This window comes from Spirillospora sp. NPDC048823, assembly GCF_043198445.1.
GTDB lineage: Bacteria > Actinomycetota > Actinomycetes > Streptosporangiales > Streptosporangiaceae > Spirillospora.
This window is the reverse complement of the sequence record NZ_JBICUT010000002.1, coordinates 57,538-76,196: the sequence shown is the minus strand read 5'-3', so window position 1 is coordinate 76,196 and position 18,659 is coordinate 57,538. Positions and strand designations below refer to the sequence as shown.

At 72.3% G+C, this 18,659-nt stretch carries 17 protein-coding genes; 7 read left to right on the top strand and 10 right to left on the bottom strand.

The window, feature by feature from the left end; translation table 11 throughout:
• Positions 1-29 precede the first annotated feature (29 nt).
• From ACGFK0_RS04060 to ACGFK0_RS04050, 3 genes are all read left to right on the top strand, one after another.
• Positions 30-1,346, top strand: a complete 1,317-nt coding sequence (locus tag ACGFK0_RS04060; RefSeq protein WP_392899797.1) for an N-acetylglucosamine kinase — start codon at positions 30-32, stop codon at positions 1,344-1,346.
• A gap of 343 nt (positions 1,347-1,689) precedes the next feature.
• Positions 1,690-3,333: a glycoside hydrolase family 3 protein gene (locus ACGFK0_RS04055; RefSeq protein WP_392899794.1), complete on the top strand. Its 1,644-nt coding sequence runs from the start codon at positions 1,690-1,692 to the stop codon at positions 3,331-3,333.
• A 66-nt stretch (positions 3,334-3,399) separates the two neighbouring features.
• Entirely contained in the window at positions 3,400-3,927 is a 528-nt protein-coding gene (locus tag ACGFK0_RS04050) for a hypothetical protein (protein WP_392899791.1), read from the top strand.
• Between the two features lie 51 nt (positions 3,928-3,978).
• On the opposite strand, the gene ptsP is transcribed toward ACGFK0_RS04050, so the two are convergent.
• The 7 genes from ptsP to nagA form a co-directional block, all read right to left on the bottom strand.
• Positions 3,979-5,661 (bottom strand): phosphoenolpyruvate--protein phosphotransferase, encoded by a 1,683-nt coding sequence (gene ptsP, locus ACGFK0_RS04045; RefSeq protein WP_392899790.1) that lies wholly within the window; start codon positions 5,659-5,661, stop codon positions 3,979-3,981.
• 3 nt (positions 5,662-5,664) lie between these two features.
• The gene (locus tag ACGFK0_RS04040) at positions 5,665-5,937 is read right to left on the bottom strand and encodes an HPr family phosphocarrier protein (protein ID WP_392899788.1); all 273 of its coding nucleotides are present in this window, start codon (positions 5,935-5,937) and stop codon (positions 5,665-5,667) included.
• Positions 5,938-6,007: 70 nt separating this feature from the next.
• Entirely contained in the window at positions 6,008-6,685 is a 678-nt protein-coding gene (locus ACGFK0_RS04035) for an HAD family hydrolase (RefSeq protein WP_392899786.1), read from the bottom strand.
• Between the two features lie 39 nt (positions 6,686-6,724).
• Positions 6,725-7,174, bottom strand: a complete 450-nt coding sequence (locus ACGFK0_RS04030) for a PTS glucose transporter subunit IIA (protein ID WP_392899782.1) — start codon at positions 7,172-7,174, stop codon at positions 6,725-6,727.
• A gap of 48 nt (positions 7,175-7,222) precedes the next feature.
• Positions 7,223-7,456: a glucose PTS transporter subunit EIIB gene (locus ACGFK0_RS04025; protein ID WP_131952497.1), complete on the bottom strand. Its 234-nt coding sequence runs from the start codon at positions 7,454-7,456 to the stop codon at positions 7,223-7,225.
• A 49-nt stretch (positions 7,457-7,505) separates the two neighbouring features.
• Positions 7,506-8,546: an SIS domain-containing protein gene (locus ACGFK0_RS04020; RefSeq protein ID WP_392899778.1), complete on the bottom strand. Its 1,041-nt coding sequence runs from the start codon at positions 8,544-8,546 to the stop codon at positions 7,506-7,508.
• Positions 8,543-9,703, bottom strand: coding sequence for an N-acetylglucosamine-6-phosphate deacetylase (nagA, locus tag ACGFK0_RS04015; protein ID WP_392899775.1), 1,161 nt, complete (start codon positions 9,701-9,703; stop codon positions 8,543-8,545). The genes ACGFK0_RS04020 and nagA overlap by 4 nt, the downstream gene beginning before the upstream one ends.
• 436 nt (positions 9,704-10,139) lie before the next feature.
• Here nagA and ACGFK0_RS04010 point away from each other — a divergent pair, with 436 nt between their 5' ends.
• From ACGFK0_RS04010 to ACGFK0_RS04000, 3 genes are all read left to right on the top strand, one after another.
• Entirely contained in the window at positions 10,140-10,880 is a 741-nt protein-coding gene (locus tag ACGFK0_RS04010; RefSeq protein WP_392899772.1) for a GntR family transcriptional regulator, read from the top strand.
• Between the two features lie 25 nt (positions 10,881-10,905).
• On the top strand, positions 10,906-12,294 hold the full coding sequence (locus ACGFK0_RS04005) for a PTS transporter subunit EIIC (RefSeq protein ID WP_392899769.1): 1,389 nt from the start codon (positions 10,906-10,908) through the stop codon (positions 12,292-12,294).
• Positions 12,295-12,538: 244 nt separating this feature from the next.
• Positions 12,539-13,024 (top strand): Rv3235 family protein, encoded by a 486-nt coding sequence (locus ACGFK0_RS04000; RefSeq protein ID WP_392899766.1) that lies wholly within the window; start codon positions 12,539-12,541, stop codon positions 13,022-13,024.
• 65 nt (positions 13,025-13,089) lie between these two features.
• Here the strand turns inward: ACGFK0_RS04000 and secA are convergent, their stop codons facing one another.
• On the bottom strand, positions 13,090-15,960 hold the full coding sequence (gene secA / locus ACGFK0_RS03995) for a preprotein translocase subunit SecA (RefSeq protein ID WP_392899763.1): 2,871 nt from the start codon (positions 15,958-15,960) through the stop codon (positions 13,090-13,092).
• A 182-nt stretch (positions 15,961-16,142) separates the two neighbouring features.
• On the opposite strand from secA, the gene ACGFK0_RS03990 reads away from it, so the two are divergent.
• Positions 16,143-16,481, top strand: coding sequence for an HGxxPAAW family protein (locus tag ACGFK0_RS03990; protein ID WP_392899761.1), 339 nt, complete (start codon positions 16,143-16,145; stop codon positions 16,479-16,481).
• Between the two features lie 119 nt (positions 16,482-16,600).
• On the opposite strand, the gene ACGFK0_RS03985 is transcribed toward ACGFK0_RS03990, so the two are convergent.
• Complete coding sequence (locus tag ACGFK0_RS03985) at positions 16,601-17,902, bottom strand: winged helix-turn-helix domain-containing protein (protein ID WP_392899758.1); 1,302 nt, start codon at positions 17,900-17,902, stop codon at positions 16,601-16,603.
• A 55-nt stretch (positions 17,903-17,957) separates the two neighbouring features.
• Positions 17,958-18,614 carry a response regulator transcription factor gene (locus ACGFK0_RS03980; RefSeq protein ID WP_207933348.1) on the bottom strand — a complete coding sequence of 219 codons (657 nt, stop codon included), beginning with the start codon at positions 18,612-18,614 and terminating at the stop codon, positions 17,958-17,960.
• Positions 18,615-18,659 lie beyond the last annotated feature (45 nt).

The following is an 18,659-nucleotide window of genomic DNA, read 5'->3' as shown; positions in this document are numbered from 1 at the left end:
TCAACGGTAGAAAAGGCTACGGTCGCCATGTGTTGACCCATTTGGCCGGTCCTTACGTGGTCGGTATCGACGCGGGTGGCACGAAGACCCGCTGCGTCGTGCTGACGCTCGGGGGTGCCCTGGCCGGTTCCGGCACCGGCCCCGGGGCCAACCCCAACTCTGGAGGCGACACCGCCGGTGCGCTGACCACCGCCCTGCGGGAGGCGCTCGGGGACCTGGACCGCACCCACATCCTCACCGGCGTCTTCGGGATCGCCGGGGCGGGATCGGCCGGCCGGCCCGCCGCCGTCACGGCGGCGCGGCAGGCATGGCAGGCCGTGGGACTGCGCGGCTCGCCCGCGGTGGTGACCGATATCGCGGTGGCGTTCGCCGCCGGAACCAGCGAGCCCAAGGGCATCGTGGTGTTCTCCGGCACGGGCGCCGGCGCGGCGGTCATCAACGACGGGACGATCGTGCAGCGCGCGGACGGCTACGGCTGGCTCGTCGGGGACGAGGGTTCGGCGGTGTGGCTGGGAAAGGAGGCCGTGCGGGCGGCGCTCGCCGCCTACGACGGCCGCGGCTCCCCGACGCTGCTCACCGATTCGGTCCCCCGGGCCCTGCTCGGCGCCACCGTGGTCGCGGAGATCGACTCGGACAGGCGAAGACCCCGTCCCCCAAGGGCGCTGGCCATGGCCGGCGCCCCTTCGCCGTCACCGGGCTCCGCCGTCCTGTCGCAGGCCACCGTTATCTCCTCCGGCGGGGGTTCCCCCGGCGGAGGCGGTGGCCGCGTCCCGTCGAACGGCGCGGGCACGGTCGTGCTGTTTCCCGGCGCCTCCTGTCCACCGCCCGGAAACGGGCCCTATCCCCCGTCCGGCGGCGGCGCGCACGGGCCGCCCGGCGCGCACGGCCCGCCGGGCCATCCCGGGCCGCCCGGCCAGCTGGGGCCGCCGGGACATCCGGTGGTGCCCGGCCCTCCGGGACATCCGGAGGTGCCCGGGCCCCCGCCCGACCCCCGGCTCGCCCAGGCGATCATCAAGGAGGTGTACGGCCGCCCGCCCTCGGCCCTGGGCCGGCTCGGCCCGGTGGTCGCCGCCGCCGCGGCCGCCGGCGACCCGGTGGCCCGCCGCATCACCGAAGAGGCCGCGCAGTGGCTGCTCCGCGACGTGGACGCGGTGCGCCCGGCCTTGTCCGACCCCTCCGCACCGGTCGTCATGCACGGCTCGGTGCTCCGCGAGGGACCCGTCGCCGACGCCGTCCGTACCGGGCTGCGCGACCGCTTCGCCGCGGCGCCGCGCTGCGCGGGCGACGGCGCCGTCGGCGCGGCCGGGATGGCGCTGCGCCGCCTCGGCCACCCCCTGCCCGGCTGAGCCCTCCTCCCCGGCCCACCGGCCCCGGCCCGGCTGACCCGACCCGGCCCGGCCCCCCCGAAGTAGACGGCATCGAGGCCGTCAGGTTCATCGCGATGGACCCCACCAGATCAGCAATCTGCCTGCGGTCCTGGGGTCCATCGCGATTGATGTGTTACCACGGTGGAACCAGATCCGCCGGAGCGGTCCCGATGGGGCCGGGTCCGGTGGGACCATCGGCCCGGCCCGCGCGCCGGTCGCCCCCGGGCGCGGAAGGTCGGTTCGACAGCGGAGCGGGGAACGCATAACGTCACGACGACCGATGCGACCGAGGAACCGAGACCATGTCGGGGGGCCTGGTCAGGTGCGTGTTTCCACTCCACTCGCGTTCGCGGCGGCGGCGCTGGCCCTTGCGACGGCCGCGGGCTGCGGCGGCGGAGGCGAGGGCGGCAAGGGCGGACGGACGTCGTCCGCCCCGTCCGGCACGCCCGGCTCGACCGGGACGCCGGCGCCGGACGCGTGGATCCCCGGCCGTGTCGCGAAGATGAGCGTGGCCGAGAAGGTCGGGCAGCTGTTCGTGCCGACGTTCTCCAGCCGTGCCGACGCCGTCGAGAAGATCAAGAAGTACCACGTCGGCGGGCTGATCTACTTCCCCGGCAACATCAGCACCCCGGCGAAGACGGCCGCGCAGTCGAACGCGCTGCAGAAGGCGTCCGGCATCCCGCTGCTGCTCGGCGTGGACGAGGAGCAGGGCATCGTCTCGCGGACCCCGTTCGTCACCCGGTTCCCCGGCAACATGGCCCTCGGCGCGACCGGCGACCCCGCGCAGGCCCGCGCCGCCGCCCAGGTCACCGGAGCGGAGCTCCGCGCGATCGGCATCAACCTCGACTACGCGCCGGACGCCGACGTGAACGTGAACCCGCGCAACCCGGTGATCGGGCTGCGCTCGTTCGGCTCCGACCCGGCGCTGGTGTCGAAGATGGCGGCCGGGGCGGTCGGCGGCTACCAGGCCGCCGGGATCGCGGCCACCGCCAAGCACTTCCCCGGACACGGCGACACCGCCACCGACAGCCACACCGGCCTGCCCGTGATCAAGCATTCCCGCAAGGAGTGGGAGCGGCTGGACGCGCCTCCGTTCAAGGCGGCGATCGCGGCGGGTGTCGACATGATCATGACGGCGCACATCGTCGTGCCGAAGCTCGACCGGTCGGGCGACCCGGCCACGCTGTCGAAGACCGTCCTGACCGGGCTGCTGCGCGACACGCTCGGCTACCGGGGCGTGATCACGACGGACTCGCTGGAGATGGCGGGCGTGCGCGAGAAGTACGGCGACGCGGAGGTACCGGTCCGGGCGATCAACGCCGGCGCCGACCAGCTGCTGATGCCGCCGAGCCTGCCGCGCGCCCACCGGGCGGTGGTGAAGGCCGTCCGGACGGGGAAGATCACGCGGAAGCGGCTGGACGCGTCGGTGACGCGGATCCTCACGCTCAAGCAGCGGCGCGGCCTGTTCCAGGAGACGCCCGCCGACCCGGCCAAGGCGGGCTCGGTGATCGGCACGTCCGCGCACAAGGCCACCGCCCGGCGGGTCGCCGAGCGTGCGGTCACCCTCGTCCGCAACGACGGCGGCCTCCTTCCCCTCAAGGGCAGGAAGGTCGCGGTCACCGGCCCGGAGAGCGACACGCTCCGCACGGCGCTGCGCAGGCACGGCGTCACGACGACGGCCCCGGGTTCGGCGGACGTCACCGTCCTGACCACGAAGAACGCGGGGCAGGCCACCGCCGCCCGGGTCCGGGCGCTCGGGCCGGGGCCGGTCGTCGTCGCGGCCCTCGGCCTGCCCTACGACCTCGGCGCCGCCGGGGGCGCGGAGGCGACGCTCGCCGCGTACTCGTCCAGCGCCGTCTCGGTCAAGGCGCTCGCCAAGGTGCTGAGCGGCGCGGCGAACCCGGCGGGCAGGCTCCCGGTCCCGGTGGCCGGCGAATCCGTGGGGCACGGCCTCCGCTACGGGTAGCGGCATGGACGTGAAGACGCCCCACCTGGGAGGATCGGCGCGCCTTCACGCCCCCAGGAGGTCCCCGTGCGCACCCGTCCGTCCTTCGCGGCCCCGCTTCTGGTTCCGGTGCTCCTGCTCGCGGTCCTCGGCGCCTGCGGCGGCGAGAACGAGATCACGATGCCGCCGCTCACTCCCGAGCCCGGCGACTCCCGGGTCGCCTCCGACGCCGGCGCGGCGTCGCCGGAGGAGAGCCTTCCCGCGCGGCTGACGCTCTACAAGTACCTGCGCACGATCGCCCTGGGGAGCACGGCGGCGTGCAAGTACACGTCGGACGAATTCGACCTCGCCCGGTTCGGCGAACGCGGCTGCGAGGCGGGCCTCGGCAGGGCCCGCGCGGGCCTCCGTCCCGAGGACGTCGCCGCGCTGCGCGGCGTCACGGTGCCGACCGCCGAGAGGGAACCGGACGGCGCCTACACCGTCCGGCACCGGGACCTGAAGTGGCGGGGCGAGCCGGCCCGGCTCCAGCCGGAACCGGGCGGCCCGCCCCACGCGTTCTTCCTGGACACCTACACCATCCGCCAGAACGGCGGGCGCTGGGTCCTCGACGCCTGAACCTCCCCCGCGCCCGGCTCCCCGAGCAGCGACCCCTCGGCCCGCCGCCCGTCACACCCCGAGGCCGGCCAGGGCGGGGAGGTGGCTGCGGGCGGCCTCGCGGGCCTGCCCGGCGGTGCGGGCGGTGCGCGCCGCCGCCGCGGCCTGGCGGCACTCGTCCAGCGTGTGCCGGGCGAGCGCGGCCCGGACCAGCGGAAGGGACGGGGCGCTCATCGACAGCGACGTCACGCCGAGGCCGACCAGGACGCACGCGAGCGCCGGGTCGGCGGCCGCCTCGCCGCAGACACCGCAGGGGACGCCCGCGCCGGCCGCCGGAGCGACCAGGTCGAGGACGGCGGGCTGCCACGGGTCCTGGAGGTGCGCGAGGCCGCCGACCTGCCGGTCGGCCGCGCACGCGTACTGGGTGAGGTCGTTGGTGCCGATGCTGAAGAACTCCACCTCCGGCGCGAGATCGTGGGCGCGGAGCGCCGCGGCGGGCACCTCGACCATGACGCCGGGATGCTCGATGCCCGCCTCCCGGCAGGCGGCGGCGAAGTAGGCGGCCTCGGCGGCGTCGGTCACCATCGGGGCCATGACCTGGAGCTTGGCCGTCAGGCCCGCGGCGGCGCGGGCGAGGGCGGCGAGCTGGGCGGCCAGGACGTCGGGGTGCCGGCGCATCATCCGCAGTCCGCGCTCGCCGAGCGCCGGGTTCGGCTCCTCGCCGGGAGCGGGCAGGAACGCGAGGGGCTTGTCGGCGCCCGCGTCGAGCGTCCGGACGACCACGCGGCCCCCCGGGAACGCCTCCAGGACCTTCCGGTACGCCTCCTCCTGCTCCTCGTCGGACGGGGGCGCCGCGCGGTCGAGGAACAGGAACTCGGTGCGGTACAGCCCGACGCCCTCCGCGCCGTTCGCCAGCGCCGCCTCGACGTCCTTCGGGCCGCCGATGTTCGCCAGCAGCGGGACCTCGTGACCGTCCTTCGTGACGCCCGGCCCGGTGGACTCCTCCAGCGCGGACGCGCGGGCTGCCGCGGCGGCTCGGGCGGCGGCGACCTCGTCGTCGGACGGGTCGGGCCGCACCGTCCCCGCGGCGCCGTCCACCAGCACGCGGGTGCCGTCGGCGAGGGACGTCGCGCCGCGCAGCGCCACGACGGCGGGGACGCCCATCGTCCGGGCCAGGATCGCGGTGTGGCTGGTCGGGCCGCCCTCCTCCGTCACGAACGCGACGACCTGCGCCGAGTCGAGGACGGCGGTGTCGGCCGGGGCGAGGTCACGGGCGACCAGGACGAACGGCTCGGCCGACTCCGGGACGCCGGGCACCGGCAGCCCGAGCAGCCGGGCGATCGCGCGGTCGCGGATGTCGTCCAGGTCGCTGACCCGGGCCGCCATGTACTCGCCCGCCCCGGCGAGCATCTCCCGGTAGAAGCCGAACGCCTCGAAGACGGCGCGGGCCGCCGCCGTCCCCTCGTCGATCTTGGCTCGGACGCCGTCGGCGAGGCCGGGGTCGCGGGCCATCAGCGCCTGCGCGTTCAGCACGTCCCGCCCGGCGGCGTTGCCGGCCTCGGCGGCGCGGCCGCCGCGTTCCTCCAGGTCGGCGGCGACGGCCTCCAGCGCGGCAAGGGCCGTGTCCCGCTCGGCGGCCGCGTCGCCGCCGTGCCGGGACCCGGCGGGCGGCTCCGGGACGGCCCCGGCGATGCTCCGCACGGGCCCGGCGCCGACGCCGGGGCTGACGCCCGCACCCTGCAATACGTCCGGCACGGCTCAGGCCCCCTCGGGCTCCGGCTGGGACAGCAGTTTCTCAAGGCTGTCGAGCAGCTCGTCCGCGCCCGCGCCCTCCGCGGACAGCGTGACCTCCTCGCCGTGCCGCGCGTCCAGCCCCAGCACCGCCAGGATGCTCTTGGCGTTCACCGGGTCACCGCCGCGCTTGGCCACGGTCACGTCCATCGCGGCCTGCGCCGCGGTCTGCACGAACAGCGCGGCGGGCCGCGCGTGCAGGCCCACCCTCGACTCGATCTTGACGTTGCGCACGCTCACTGCACACTCCTCATCGCTCATAGCGGTCACCGCTCATAACGCTCAACGCTCTCAACGGCGTTTCGGCTCTTCACCGTGTTCTCAGTCCGCGCACCCGCAGCGCGGGGCCCGGCACGACGTCCACTTCCTTGAAATCGGGCACCACGTGGTCGGCCCCGGCGAGCGCCCCGGCCGGCTGCGTGGTGATGACGCCCACGCAGGTCATCCCGGCGGACTTGACGGCCGCGACGCCCGCCGGGGCGTCCTCGAACCCGATCGTCTCCTCCGGCGGGACGTCCAGGTCGCGCACCGCGGCCAGATATCCCTCCGGATGCGGCTTGCCGGTGGCGACGTCCCCGGCGGTCACCACGATGTCCAGCAGGCCGCGGATTCCGAGCTCGTCCAGCAGGCCCTCGGCGTACGGGCGATGCCCCGAGGTCACCACCGCCAGCGGCACGCCGGCGTCCGCCAGCGACCGGACGAGGCCGACCGCACCGGCGACGGGCGCGGCCGGCGGCATCCCCGGCATCGCCCCGTAGGACAGCACCTGCTCGAACAGTTCCTCGACCGTCCGGCCGGGGAACAGATGCGCGAGGTCGCCGAGTACCTCCAGCCCGCGGCGCCCCGCGAACGAGGCGATCAGCGCCTCGTCGCGGGGGACGCCGTGCGCGTCGAACAGCCGCGACCACATCGCGCGGTTGCGCGGCTCGGTGTCGATGAGGGTGCCGTCGAGGTCGAACACCGCCGCGCCCAGGCCGATCACCGCCATGCGGCCGGCCCCCCGGTTCCAGCCGTCAGATCCATGCCGTCAGCTCCATGTGAACAGCTCGGCGCCTTTGGTCACCTCGCCCGACTCCACCACGTCCGACAGGGCGTCGGCGCCCGCGTCCAGCGCCACGACCGCGCAGATCGGCGAGCGTCCGCCGGCCTCGATGACCGCGGGGTTCCAGGCGACGACCGGCTGCCCGGCGGTGACCTCGTCGCCCTCGGAGAGGAGGAGCTCGAAGCCCTCGCCCTTCAGCTTGACGGTGTCGATGCCGAGATGGACGAGAACGCCGTGGCCCTCGTCGTCCACCACGACGTAGGCGTGCGGATGCAGTTTGACGATCTTCCCGGTGACGGGCGCGATGGCGTGGCCGGGTGCGCGTTCAGGGTCGACGGCCGTGCCCGGGCCGACCATGGCCTGGGCGAACACCGGGTCCGGGACGCCGGCCAGGCCGACGGCCCGGCCGGTCACCGGTGACATTACTCGGGTCATTGGAGGGGCCCCTCGTGTCAGTCGAGGACGGGTCGGTCGAAGCCGGGGTCAGTCGAGGATGTCTTCGATGTCGGTGGCGATGGTGTCGGCCTCGGGGCCCACGACGACCTGCACGACGGTGCCGCTGCGCATGACGCCGTGCGCGCCCGCCCTCTTCAGCGCGGCCTCGTCGACCTTGCCGGCGTCGGTGACCTCGGTGCGCAGCCGCGTGGCGCACGGCTCGATCTCCACGATGTTGTCGGCGCCGCCCAGGGCGGCGACGATGGCCTCGGCCTTGTCCATGTTCTTCTCCTAGTCGGGGTGGGCCCGGCGGGCCGTGACGGGGACGTGTTCAGTCTGTCTGGGTGACCTTGTTCAGGCCACGGGGGACGTCGGGGTCGATGCCGAGGCGGCGTGCCAGGTTCTCCACGAGGATCTGCCCGGGGACGATGAGCCCCAGCGGCGCGACCCATTCGGGCAGCGCGGGGCCGGGCAGCGCGGCCGAGCACGCCCCCGCCAGCTCCGTGCCTCCGCCGACGCCGTAGGCGTGGGCGCCCGCCCCCTCGACCCGCCGGGCCAGCGCGACGGTGCCGGCCAGCGTCGGGCCGGAGTCGGCGGCCACCAGCAGCGCGGGCGTCTGCGCGTCGACGACGGCGATCGGGCCGTGCAGCAGGTCGGCGTACGACAGGCCCATGGCGTGCAGATAGCACGCCTCCTTGATCTTCAGCGCCAGCTCCAGCGCGGTGCCGAACGCGATGCCGCGCCCGGACACGACCGTGCCCGGGACTTTCGCCAGCTCGTCGACCATCTCCGGCAGCGCGGGCGACGCCTCGGTCAGCGCGATCACGCGGGCCACCTCGTCCGGGATGCGGCGCAGATCGTCCAGGGCCACGTCCGCGCCGAGGCCGAGGCCGAGCACCGACAGCGCGGCGAGCTGGGTCGTGTAGGTCTTGGTCGCGGGGACGGCGACCTCGTCGCCGGCCTGGGTGATCAGCGCGACCTCGGCGGACTCCGCCAGCGGCGACCCGTCGCCGTTGGTGACCGCCACGGTGCGGGCGCCGCAGTCCCCGGCCCAGTCGAGCGTCTCGACGATCTCCTCGGTCTTGCCGGACTGGCTGATCGCCACGGCCAGCACGCCGTCCAGGTCCAGCCTGCGCCGGTAGGTCGTCGCGATCGACGGCGCGGCGAGCGTCGCGAGCCGGCCGGCGTGCGACTCGATGAGGTACCGCCCGTACACCGCCGCGTTGTCGGACGACCCGCGGGCGATGAACAGCACCTGCCGCGTCTGCCGGGCCAGCGCCTCCAGGTCGGGCACGCGCGGCAGCAGCGCACCGATCGTGCGGGCCAGCGCGTCGGGCTGCTCACCGATCTCGGCGCGCATCTGACTGGTCATGATCCCCCTCCGAAAACTCTCTGCCCGGCCACCCACGTGGTACGCGCCCGGTGGTCCGGGCCGAGCCAGACCAGGTCGGCGGCGGCGCCGGGCGCGATCCGGCCGAGGTCGCGGCGGCCGATCAGGTCGGCCGGGACGCGGGTCGCGGCGTCCACCGCGGCGGCGGTGCCGATGCCGAGGCCGATCGCGTTGCCGACCGCCTCGTCCAGCCGGAGGCCGGAGCCGGCGATCGTGCCGTCGGCGCGCAGCGGCGGGCCCTGCTCGGGCATGGTGATCGGCTCGCCGCCGAGGTCGTAGGTGCCGGGCGGCATCCCGGCGGACGCGGCCGCGTCGGTGACGAGCACGACCCGTCCCGGCGCGGCCCGGAACACCAGTGCGGCCACCTCCGGTGCGACATGGTGCAGGTCGAGGATGAGGCCGGGGCTCAGCCGGTCGTCGATCAGGGCCTGCACGGCCACGCCCGGGTCGCGGTGGTGGACGCCGGTCTGCGCGTTGAAGATGTGGGTGACCTTGCGGGCGCCGGCGTCGGCCGCGGCGGCGGCCTGCGCGGCGGTGGCGTCGCTGTGCCCGACGCTGACCAGGACACCGGCTTCGGTCAGGGTGCGGATCGCCTCCAGCGCGCCGTCGCGTTCGGGCGCGAGGGTGAGCAGCTTGACGAGCCCGGTCTGCAGCAGCGCCGCGATGGCCTCGGGCGCCGGGTCGGTCAGGTGGACGGGGTTGTGCGCGCCTTTGCGCTTCTCGGACAGGAACGGGCCTTCGAGGTGGACGCCGAGGACGCGCGCCCCGTCCGGCAGGTCCGGCAGGAGGTCGCGGGTGCGGCGCAGGGCCTTGGCCTGCGTCTCGACCGGGGCGGTGATGAAGGTGGGCATGAACGCGGTCACGCCGGTCTCGGGGAGGCGGGAGACGACGGTGTGCCAGCCGGCCTCGTCCGCGTCGGCCATGTCGTGGCCGAAGTACCCGTTCACCTGGATGTCGACCAGGCCGGGCGCGAGCAGGCCGTCCGCCAGCTCGACGTCGGGCGTGCCGGGGGCGGGTCCCTCGCCGGCCTCGGCGATCACACCGTCGTGGACGCGGACGAATCCCGGGGAGAGCACCCGGGTGGGGGCGTCCGCGGGAGTGACGACCACGTCGGAGGCCGTGATCAGTAGTGATGCCATGGCTGTGCACTCTCCGCGACACGACGATCGCTGGTCGTTCCGGCCGGTTCTGCTGGTCTAGTCCGGACTAGACCAGTTCGTACCATACTCCACGAGACGAAGGTGGCCGCAAGACGCCGGACGAACCGGTTCGGAACCGCCCGTCCGGGGAGGGCGCCTCCGCTCTGACGGTCGGCGACGGGGTCTCACCACCGGCCCGCAAAGCGGACAGGGCATCCGAAAATCCGTTCTGACCTGGGAGTTCCTTCGATCTTGCGGGCGTCAGGACGTGATCCGGTCGTTACGAATTCGTGCATTGACATGACTTTCGATCCTGTGGTCTAGTCCGGCCTAGACCAGTACGTACGTCCGAAGACCGCCCGAAACTCCATCCACCTCATACCCGTCGAAACCCGGCGAATCCCATCGATTTGGCCGCCGGCCATCGAGGACCCTCGTGACGACCATCGATCCGAACAGCCCCGTACCGAAGTACTTCCAGCTCCGCGCCATCCTTCTCGACCTCATCGAGAGCGCGGAACTGCCCGTCGACGCCCCGATCCCGTCGGAGCGCGAACTGTGCGCCCGGTACGAGCTGTCCCGCATGACCGTCCGCCAGGGGGTCGACCAGCTCGTCTCCGAAGGCCGGCTCTACCGCGTCCCCGGCAAGGGCACGTTCGTGGCCCGGCCCAAGATCGAGATGCCGCTGCGGCTCGTCTCGTTCACCGAGGACATGCTGGCCCGCGGCCTGCGTCCCGGCGCGATCGACCTGGACCGCCGCACGGTCCCGGCCGACGCGCGCCTCGCCCGGATCTTCGAGATCGAAACCGGCACCGAGATCCACGTCATCGAACGCCTGCGCACCGCCGACGGTGAGCCCATGGCCGTGGAGCGCTCCCACCTCCTGGCCTCGCTCGCCCCCGACCTGCTCGACCGCCGCCTCGCCGACCGCTCGCTGTACGGCGTACTCGAAGCGGTGTACGGGCTGGTCTTCGACGCGGGCGACCAGACCATCGACGCCAGCCTGGCCGACGCCACCGACGCCAGGCAGCTGCAGATCCCCAAGGGCAGCGCCGTGCTGCTCCTGCAACGCCGCTCGTACACCGGAGGTGTGTGCGCCGAGCTGGGCGTATCGACCTACAGGGCGGACCGCTACCAGATCCATACGGCCCTCGGAAACCCCCCGCCGCACTCCTGAAAACCCCCTGAGGAGGAATCTCGCGATGACTTCGACGACAGTGGACTCCGCTCCACGGCGAGGATCGAGCATTCTCGCCGTGCTGCAGCGCATCGGCCGCAGCCTCATGCTGCCGATCGCGGTGCTTCCGGCCGCCGCACTCCTGCTCCGCTTCGGCCAGGCCGACATGCTCGGCGCCGACGGCCTCGGCTGGGATCGCGTCGCCGAGATCGTCGGTGAGGCCGGCAACGCGCTCTTCGCCGCCCTGCCCCTGCTGTTCGCGGTCGGCGTGGCGATCGGTTTCGCCAGGAAGTCCGACGGCTCCACCGCGCTGGCCGCGGTGGTGGGGTACCTGGTCTTCGACCGCGTGTCCAAGATCATGTTCTCGCACACCGACGAGCTCAAGGACAGCGTCCTGATCACCACGGTGGCCGACGGCGCCGAGACCCAGGTCATCAACTGGGGCGCCGCGAACCCGACCCAGGTGCTCGGCGGCATCCTCATGGGCGTCATCACCGCGCTGCTGTACCAGCGGTTCTACCGGATCAAGCTGCCGACCTGGCTGGCGTTCTTCGGCGGCCGCCGGTTCGTCCCCATCATCACCGCCGCCGCTGGCCTCGCGCTCGGCATCGCGATCGGCTTCATCTGGCCGGTGCTCGGCAGCTGGCTCACCGACTTCGGTGAGTGGATCACCGGGGCGGGCGCGGCCGGCGCCGGAATCTACGGCGTCATCAACCGGCTCCTGCTGCCGTTCGGCCTCCACCACATCCCGAACTCGCTCATCTGGTTCGTGTTCGGCACCTACGAGGGGCCCGAAGGCACCGTCACCGGCGAGATCAACCGCTACCTGGCCGGCGACCCCGACGCGGGCGGCTTCCTCGCCGGGTTCTTCCCCGTGCTGATGTTCGGCCTGCCCGGCGCGGCCCTCGCCATCTGGCGCGCCGCCCCCGCGCACCGCCGTCCCGCGGTCGGCGGAATCATGGTCTCCGCCGGGCTCACCGCGTTCATCACCGGCGTCACCGAGCCGATCGAGTTCGCGTTCATGTTCGTCGCGCCCGTCCTGTACGCGGTGCACGTCGTCCTCACCGGCATCTCGATGGCGATCCTGGAGGCCGCCGGGGCACAACTCGGCTTCGGCTTCTCCGCGGGCCTCATCGACCTGCTGCTGAACGCCCGCAAGGAGAACACCGAGGGGCTGCTGCTCATCCTCGGCATGGGCGTCCTGTACTTCTTCCTCTACTACTTCATCTTCAAGTTCATGATCGAGAAGTTCAACTTCGCGACACCCGGCCGGGAACCCGAAGGCGAGGAGTCGACGGCCGTCGACCCCGCCGCCGACCCGGAGATGGCCGGCGCCGCGAAGAGCAGCGCGAAGAAGGACCGCAAGGAGACGCCCCCCGGCGACGCCCCGGAGGAAGCCCCCTCCGGCGCCTGACCCGCTCCTCGGGGCGCCGCGGGCCCCTCATCCCCCGCGGCGCCCCCTTCCGGGCCGGTCAGCCCACCGGCCCGGCTCCCCCGAGTCCCGGACTCCCCGCACTGTCCGGGACTCGGCTCCCAGGCGGCGGGACGCTCCACAGGCGTCCCGCCGCCTTCGCGTTACGCGGCAGGCCGCATGCGGTCAGCGTGTATTTATCGCGCGTCTCGCGACTCCTGTCTTCAAACGAGCCAGGAGGTTTCGCATGCGTCAACGTCCAGCCACGTCCTCCGCCGTCCGGATCATCCGGTACCGCGCCGCACCGCCGTCCGGCGAGACGCGCGGAGCACTGGCGCTGCGTCCCGCGGCACCGCCCCCCGCACGGCCGCCGAGGCTGCGGCTCGTGCGCCCGTCGGACGGGATGGACGTCGAACTCCAGGCCGTGGCGGAAACGGCCGTACGGCTCGTCGTGGAGATCCTGGCGGGGACGCGCCCGCCGACACAGCTGTCCCTGATCGCCGTCCCCGCGGTGTGCCGGGACATGACCCGGCATCGGGGCAAGGACCGGCGCGCCGGACGGATCGTCCCGCCGAAGGTGCTGTCCACACGGCTGCAGCGACCCGCCATGGCGGTCGCGGAGGCGACGGCCGTCGTGGTCGTCTCCGGACGCGCCCACGCACTGGCGCTCCGCCTGGAGCACACCCGCGGCCGATGGCGCTGCACCGCCCTGGAGACCACCGCCACGGGCTGACACCCGCAGGCGGTGAGCAAAGCGAAAGCGGCCTCCCGGAATTCGGGAGGCCGCTTCGCAGGGTCCTACTTGTTCTTGTTGCGCGGGTCGCCGTGGCAGCGCTTGAACTTCTTGCCCGAGCCGCAGGGGCACGGGTCGTTGCGGTTGACGTCCGCGTACTCGTCCTTCGTCTCCTCGCTGTGGTGCTCGACGCCGCCCTCACCGTCGACGGTCGGGGCCGAGTACTCCAGCTTCTTCGGACGCGACGGCTTCTCCAGGCCCTTCGCCTTGATCGCCGGGACGTCGTCCGCCTCCTCCACGTCGTCCTCGGCGGAGGCCGAGTCCTCGGTGGCGGTCGCGGACTTGGCGACGGAGACGGGCTTGGCGCCGACGGCCGGAGCCTCCGGCTGGTCCTCGACCTCGACCTCGAGGTTGAAGAGGTAGCCGACCGACTCCTCCTTGATGCCGTCGAGCATCGCGTTGAACATGTCGTAGCCCTCACGCTGGTACTCCACCAGCGGGTCGCGCTGCGCCATGGCCCGCAGGCCGATGCCCTCCTGGAGGTAGTCCATCTCGTAGAGGTGCTCGCGCCACTTGCGGTCCAGGACCGACAGGACGACGCGGCGCTCCAGCTCCCGCATGACCTCGGAGCCGAGCTCCTCCTCGCGCTTGTCGTAGGCCGCCTCGGCGTCGTCGCGGATCTTCGCGGCCAGCGTCTCGGCGTCCAGGCCGGACAGCTCGCCGTCCGTCTCGTCGTCGACCAGGTCGTCGACCGTGATCCCGATCGGGTAGAGCTGCTTGAACGCCTTCCACAGCTTGTCGAGGTCCCACTCCTCGGCGAAGGCCTCGCCGGTGGCGCCCGCGACATAGCCCGCGACGACCTCGTCGATCATGCGGCGGACCTGCTCGTGCAGGTCGGCGCCCTCCAGCACCTTGCGGCGCTCGGCGTAGATGACCTTGCGCTGCCGGTTCAGGACCTCGTCGTACTTCAAGACGTTCTTGCGCATCTCGAAGTTCTGCTGCTCGACCTGGCTCTGCGCCGACTTGATCGCATTGGTGACGATCTTGGATTCGATCGGCACGTCGTCCGGGATGTTCAGCCGGGTCATGATCGACTCGACGCGGGCCGAGTTGAACAGCCGCATCAGGTCGTCCTCCAGCGAGAGGTAGAACCGGGACTCGCCCGGGTCGCCCTGCCGGCCGGACCGTCCGCGCAGCTGGTTGTCGATGCGCCGCGACTCGTGCCGCTCGGTGGCGAGGACGTACAGGCCGCCGACGTCGACGACCTCCTCGTGCTCGCCCTTCACGGCCTCCTGGGCCTTCTCCAGCGCCTCCGGCCACGCCGCCTCGTACTCGTCGGGCGTCTCCAGCGGGGACAGCCCGCGCTGGTGCAGCTCCAGGTCGGCGCGGAAGTCGGGGTTGCCGCCGAGCATGATGTCGGTGCCGCGTCCCGCCATGTTCGTCGCGACGGTCACGCCGCCCTTGCGGCCCGCCTCCGCGACGATCGCCGACTCCTGCTCGTGGTGCTTGGCGTTCAGCACCTGGTGCGGGATGCCGCGCCGCTTGAGCATCTTGCTCAGCTTCTCGGACTTCTCCACCGAGGTCGTGCCGACCAGGACCGGCTGGCCCTTCTCGTGCCGCTCGGCGATGTCGTCGACGACGGCCTCGAACTTGGCCTGCTCGGTCTTGTAGACGACGTCCGCGACATCGTCGCGGATCATCGGCTTGTTCGTCGGGATCGGCACGACGCCGATCTTGTAGGTCTTGTTGAACTCCGCCGCCTCGGTCTCGGCGGTGCCCGTCATGCCGGACAGCTTGCTGTAGAGGCGGAAGTAGTTCTGCAGGGTGATCGTGGCGAGAGTCTGGTTCTCGTCCTTGATCGCCACGCCTTCCTTGGCCTCGATGGCCTGGTGCATGCCCTCGTTGTAGCGGCGGCCGTGCAGGATGCGCCCGGTGAACTCGTCCACGATCAGGACCTCGCCGTTCATGACGACGTAGTCCTTGTCGCGCTTGTACAGCTCCTTGACCTTGAGCGCATTGTTGAGGAAGCTCACCAGCGGCGTGTTCACGGAGTCGTAGAGGTTGTCGATGCCGAGCCAGTCCTCGACCTTCTCCACACCCGACTCGGTGATGCCGACCGTGCGCTTCTTCTCGTTCACCTCGTAGTCGCCCGGGCCGTACTCGTCGACCTGCCCGGCCGTGCTGACCAGTTCGGCGCGCTTCAACCGGGGAGCGATCTTGGCGAACTCCGAGTACCACTTGGAGTTCTGCTCGGCCGGCCCCGAAATGATCAGCGGGGTCCTGGCCTCGTCGATGAGGATCGAGTCGACCTCGTCCACGATCGCGAAGTTGTGGCCGCGCTGCACGCACTCCTCAAGGCTCCACGCCATGTTGTCGCGCAGGTAGTCGAACCCGAACTCGTTGTTCGTCCCATAGGTGATGTCGCAGTTGTAGGCAGCGCGGCGCTCGTCCGGCGTCATCTGCGGGAGGACGACACCGACGTCGAGACCCAGGAACTGGTGAACGCGGCCCATCCACTCGGCGTCGCGCTTCGCCAGGTAGTCGTTCACCGTGACGATATGGACGCCGTCGCCGGACAGGGCGTTGAGGTAGGCCGGGAGAACGGCGGTCAGGGTCTTGCCCTCACCGGTCTTCATCTCGGCGATGTTGCCCAGGTGCAGGGCGGCACCCCCCATCACCTGGACGTTGAAGTGCCGCTGCCCCAGAACGCGCTTGGCGGCTTCGCGGGCGGTCGCGAACGCCTCGGGCAGCAGATCGTCCAGGGACTCGCCGTCAGCGAGACGCTCCCGGTACTTGTCGGTCAGCTCGCGCAACTCGGCGTCGCTCATCTCGAGGAAGTCCTCCTCGATCGAGTTGACCTGATCCGCGAGCTTCTTGAGCTTGCGCAGGGTTTTTCCCTCGCCCGCACGAAGGATCTTGTCGATGACTGGCGGCACTCTCGAAGGCTCCTTGCAGATCGTGGTTCACCGCTCCAGGCGGCACGCACACCACACGTACGATGCCCATCGTAGGCGAGACCCAGAATGGTCTAGGTCACTCCACAGCGCAATCCACAACGGGTCCCGTTTGATGTTCCGGGTCCCGGAGAGGATCTCTTCACGCCACGGAGGGAGACGCAATGTCCGAAGAGTCGCACGGATCGCACGCCGGCCGGCCCGGTTCGTGGGCCGCGGTCGCCATCATTTTCGCCGGCTTCGTCGTGGGCGGCGTCGCGCTCTGCCTGGGCCCGATGTGGATCATGTTCTGGGTCGGCGCCGGCATCATCGTCGCCGGCCTGCTGTTCAGCTGGCTCGTCCACCTGTTCTCCGACGTCGTCGTGGACGCGCCCCGGGTCATCCCCGAGATCGTCGACTACTCCCTGTTCGGCGGACGCTCCGGGAAGCGCCGCGGCGGTCGCGAGGGCGAGGTTCTCGACAGCCCCGTCGCCACCGACCCCCAGCAGACCCCGCACGGCTGACCCGAAGACCCCGCACGGCTGACCCGAACGGACCCCCCGCTCGTCACCCTGTGAAACACCGTGAAAACCGCGCCGGATTCCCCCGTCCGCCATCTCGCCGCGACGCGGACGCCTCGGGGTCAGGCCGGGGTGGCGCCGTTCAGGGCCGATCGGATCAGGGCGGGGGGCAGGTCGGTCCGTTCGATCCGGACGTCGTCGCAGCCGACCCAGGCGGCGGCGCGCCACAGTGCCGTGGCGAGGGCGGCGGCCGAGGTCTCCGTGCGGGACGGCGTGCGGGTGGCCCAGGGTTCCAGTGACGCCTGGCGGGCGATGAGGGTGCGCCCCTCCCTGGCGGGGTCGACTCGTCCGAGGAGGCGGCCGCCGGCCAGGAGCGGCATCGCGAAGTAGCCGTGGACGCGCTTGGCCTTGGGGACGTACGCCTCCAGGCGGTGGTCGAAGCCGAAGACGCGTGAGGCGCGGGCCCTGTCCCAGACCAGGGAGTCGAACGGCGAGAGCAGGGTGGTGACGTGCCTGCCGCGCGGCGGGGCCCCCAGCGCGTCGGGGTCGGCCCACGCCCGCTGGGACCACCCGGCGACCGTGACCGGGACGAGCCCGGTTCCGTCGATCACCCGGTCCACCTGGTCCTGCTTGATCCGGTAGTAGTCGGCGAGGTCACCGCGGGTCGCCACGCCGAGCGCGCGTCCCGCTCGCGCGACGAGGGCCGTCAGGCAGGCGTCGTCGCCGGGGTCCCGGGCGAGGAGATCGGATGGGACGGCCCGTTCCGCGAGGTCGTAGACGCGCCGCCAGCCGACGCGTTCGACGCAGACGACCTCGCCGATGTCCAGCAGCCACTCGATGCCGATCTTGTGGTCGCTCCAGTCCCACCACTCGGCGCTCGCCTTGGCGCCGCCGAGTTCCCTGGTGGTCAGCGGCCCGTCCGCCTTCAGGCGGTCGCGGATCTGGTCGCAGACACCCTCGGGCACCTTGTGCCAACGCCATCCGCGGCGCAGGTAGGCACGCCGCCGGAAGGCGAAGAGCGGCCAGTCGTCCATGGGCAGCACGGACGCCGCATGCGCCCAGTACTCGAACGCCCCACGCCCGGCCGCCTTCCGGCCGGGCCCGCCCTGACCGGACGTGCCCTGGCCGGACGCGCCCTGACCAGGGGTGCCCTGACCGGGGGTGCCCTGACCGGGGGTGCCCTGACCGGGGGTGGCGTTTGAGGGAGCGCCCCAGTAGGCGGCTTCGATGGCGTCGCGACCGACCAGGCCCAGGCGGGCGTAGGGGACCAGTTCGTGGGATCTGGCCAGGACCGAGATCGTGTCGAGCTGGACGGCGCCGAGCCGTTCCAGCATCGCCGGTACGCCGCCCTTCGGGCGCGCGCCCAGGAGTCCCTGGGCGCGCAGCTGGAGCCGCCGTGCTTCGTCCGCGCTGAGCTCTACCACGCCGGCGATGCTACGGCACAACACCGACAAAAGCCGATTGCCGGTCGCATCGGGCTCAGGTGATCTCCAGGAGCTTCTCCCGGACGGCGTAGACGACGGCCTCCATCCGCGAGTGGAGCTGGAGCTTCTCCAGGATGTTGCGGACGTGGTTCTTCACGGTGTTCTCGGAGATGAACAGCTCGCGCGCGATCTCCCGGTTGCCGAGACCGCGGGCGACCAGCCGCAGCACCTCCATCTCGCGTTCGGTGAGGCGCGGCGCGGGGACCTGCTGTGTGCGCTCCTCGCTGCGCTTGGCCAGCGCGGCGAACTCGGTGATGAGCTTGGACGCCATCGACGGGCTTATCAGCGACTGCCCGCCGTGCACGGCGCGGACCGCCTGGGGGACCTCGTCGATGGAGATCTCCTTCAGCAGGTAGCCGCTGGCCCCGGCCTTGATCGCCTCGAAGAGGTCCTCCTCCTCGTCGCTGATGGTCAGCATGACGATCTTCGCGCTGGGCGCGGCGTCCTTGATGGCGGTGCACGCCTCGATGCCGCTGCGGCGCGGCATCCTGATGTCCATCAGGACGACGTCCGGCAGCAGGTCACCGGCCATCTCGACGGCCTCGTGCCCGTCGCCGCCCTCACCGATGACCTCGATGTCGTCCTCGCCTTGCAGGACCATCTCCAGGCCTCTGCGGAACAGCGCATGGTCGTCGACGATGAGCACACGGATCGGATCGGCCGCTCCGGCCGCCTGTGCCGCCTCCCGGTCGGCGGG

What these genes read in the sequence shown, in the direction of transcription:
- ACGFK0_RS04000 (WP_392899766.1), top strand. Translation starts at nt 12,539, where the DNA reads ATGCGTCAACGTCCAGCCACGTCCTCCGCCGTCCGGATCATCCGGTAC.
- ACGFK0_RS04035 (WP_392899786.1), bottom strand. Translation starts at nt 6,685, where the DNA reads ATGGCGGTGATCGGCCTGGGCGCGGCGGTGTTCGACCTCGACGGCACC.
- ACGFK0_RS04025 (WP_131952497.1), bottom strand. Translation starts at nt 7,456, where the DNA reads ATGGACAAGGCCGAGGCCATCGTCGCCGCCCTGGGCGGCGCCGACAAC.
- ACGFK0_RS04030 (WP_392899782.1), bottom strand. Translation starts at nt 7,174, where the DNA reads ATGACCCGAGTAATGTCACCGGTGACCGGCCGGGCCGTCGGCCTGGCC.
- ACGFK0_RS04005 (WP_392899769.1), top strand. Translation starts at nt 10,906, where the DNA reads ATGACTTCGACGACAGTGGACTCCGCTCCACGGCGAGGATCGAGCATT.
- nagA (WP_392899775.1), bottom strand. Translation starts at nt 9,703, where the DNA reads ATGGCATCACTACTGATCACGGCCTCCGACGTGGTCGTCACTCCCGCG.
- ACGFK0_RS03990 (WP_392899761.1), top strand. Translation starts at nt 16,143, where the DNA reads ATGTCCGAAGAGTCGCACGGATCGCACGCCGGCCGGCCCGGTTCGTGG.
- ACGFK0_RS04020 (WP_392899778.1), bottom strand. Translation starts at nt 8,546, where the DNA reads ATGACCAGTCAGATGCGCGCCGAGATCGGTGAGCAGCCCGACGCGCTG.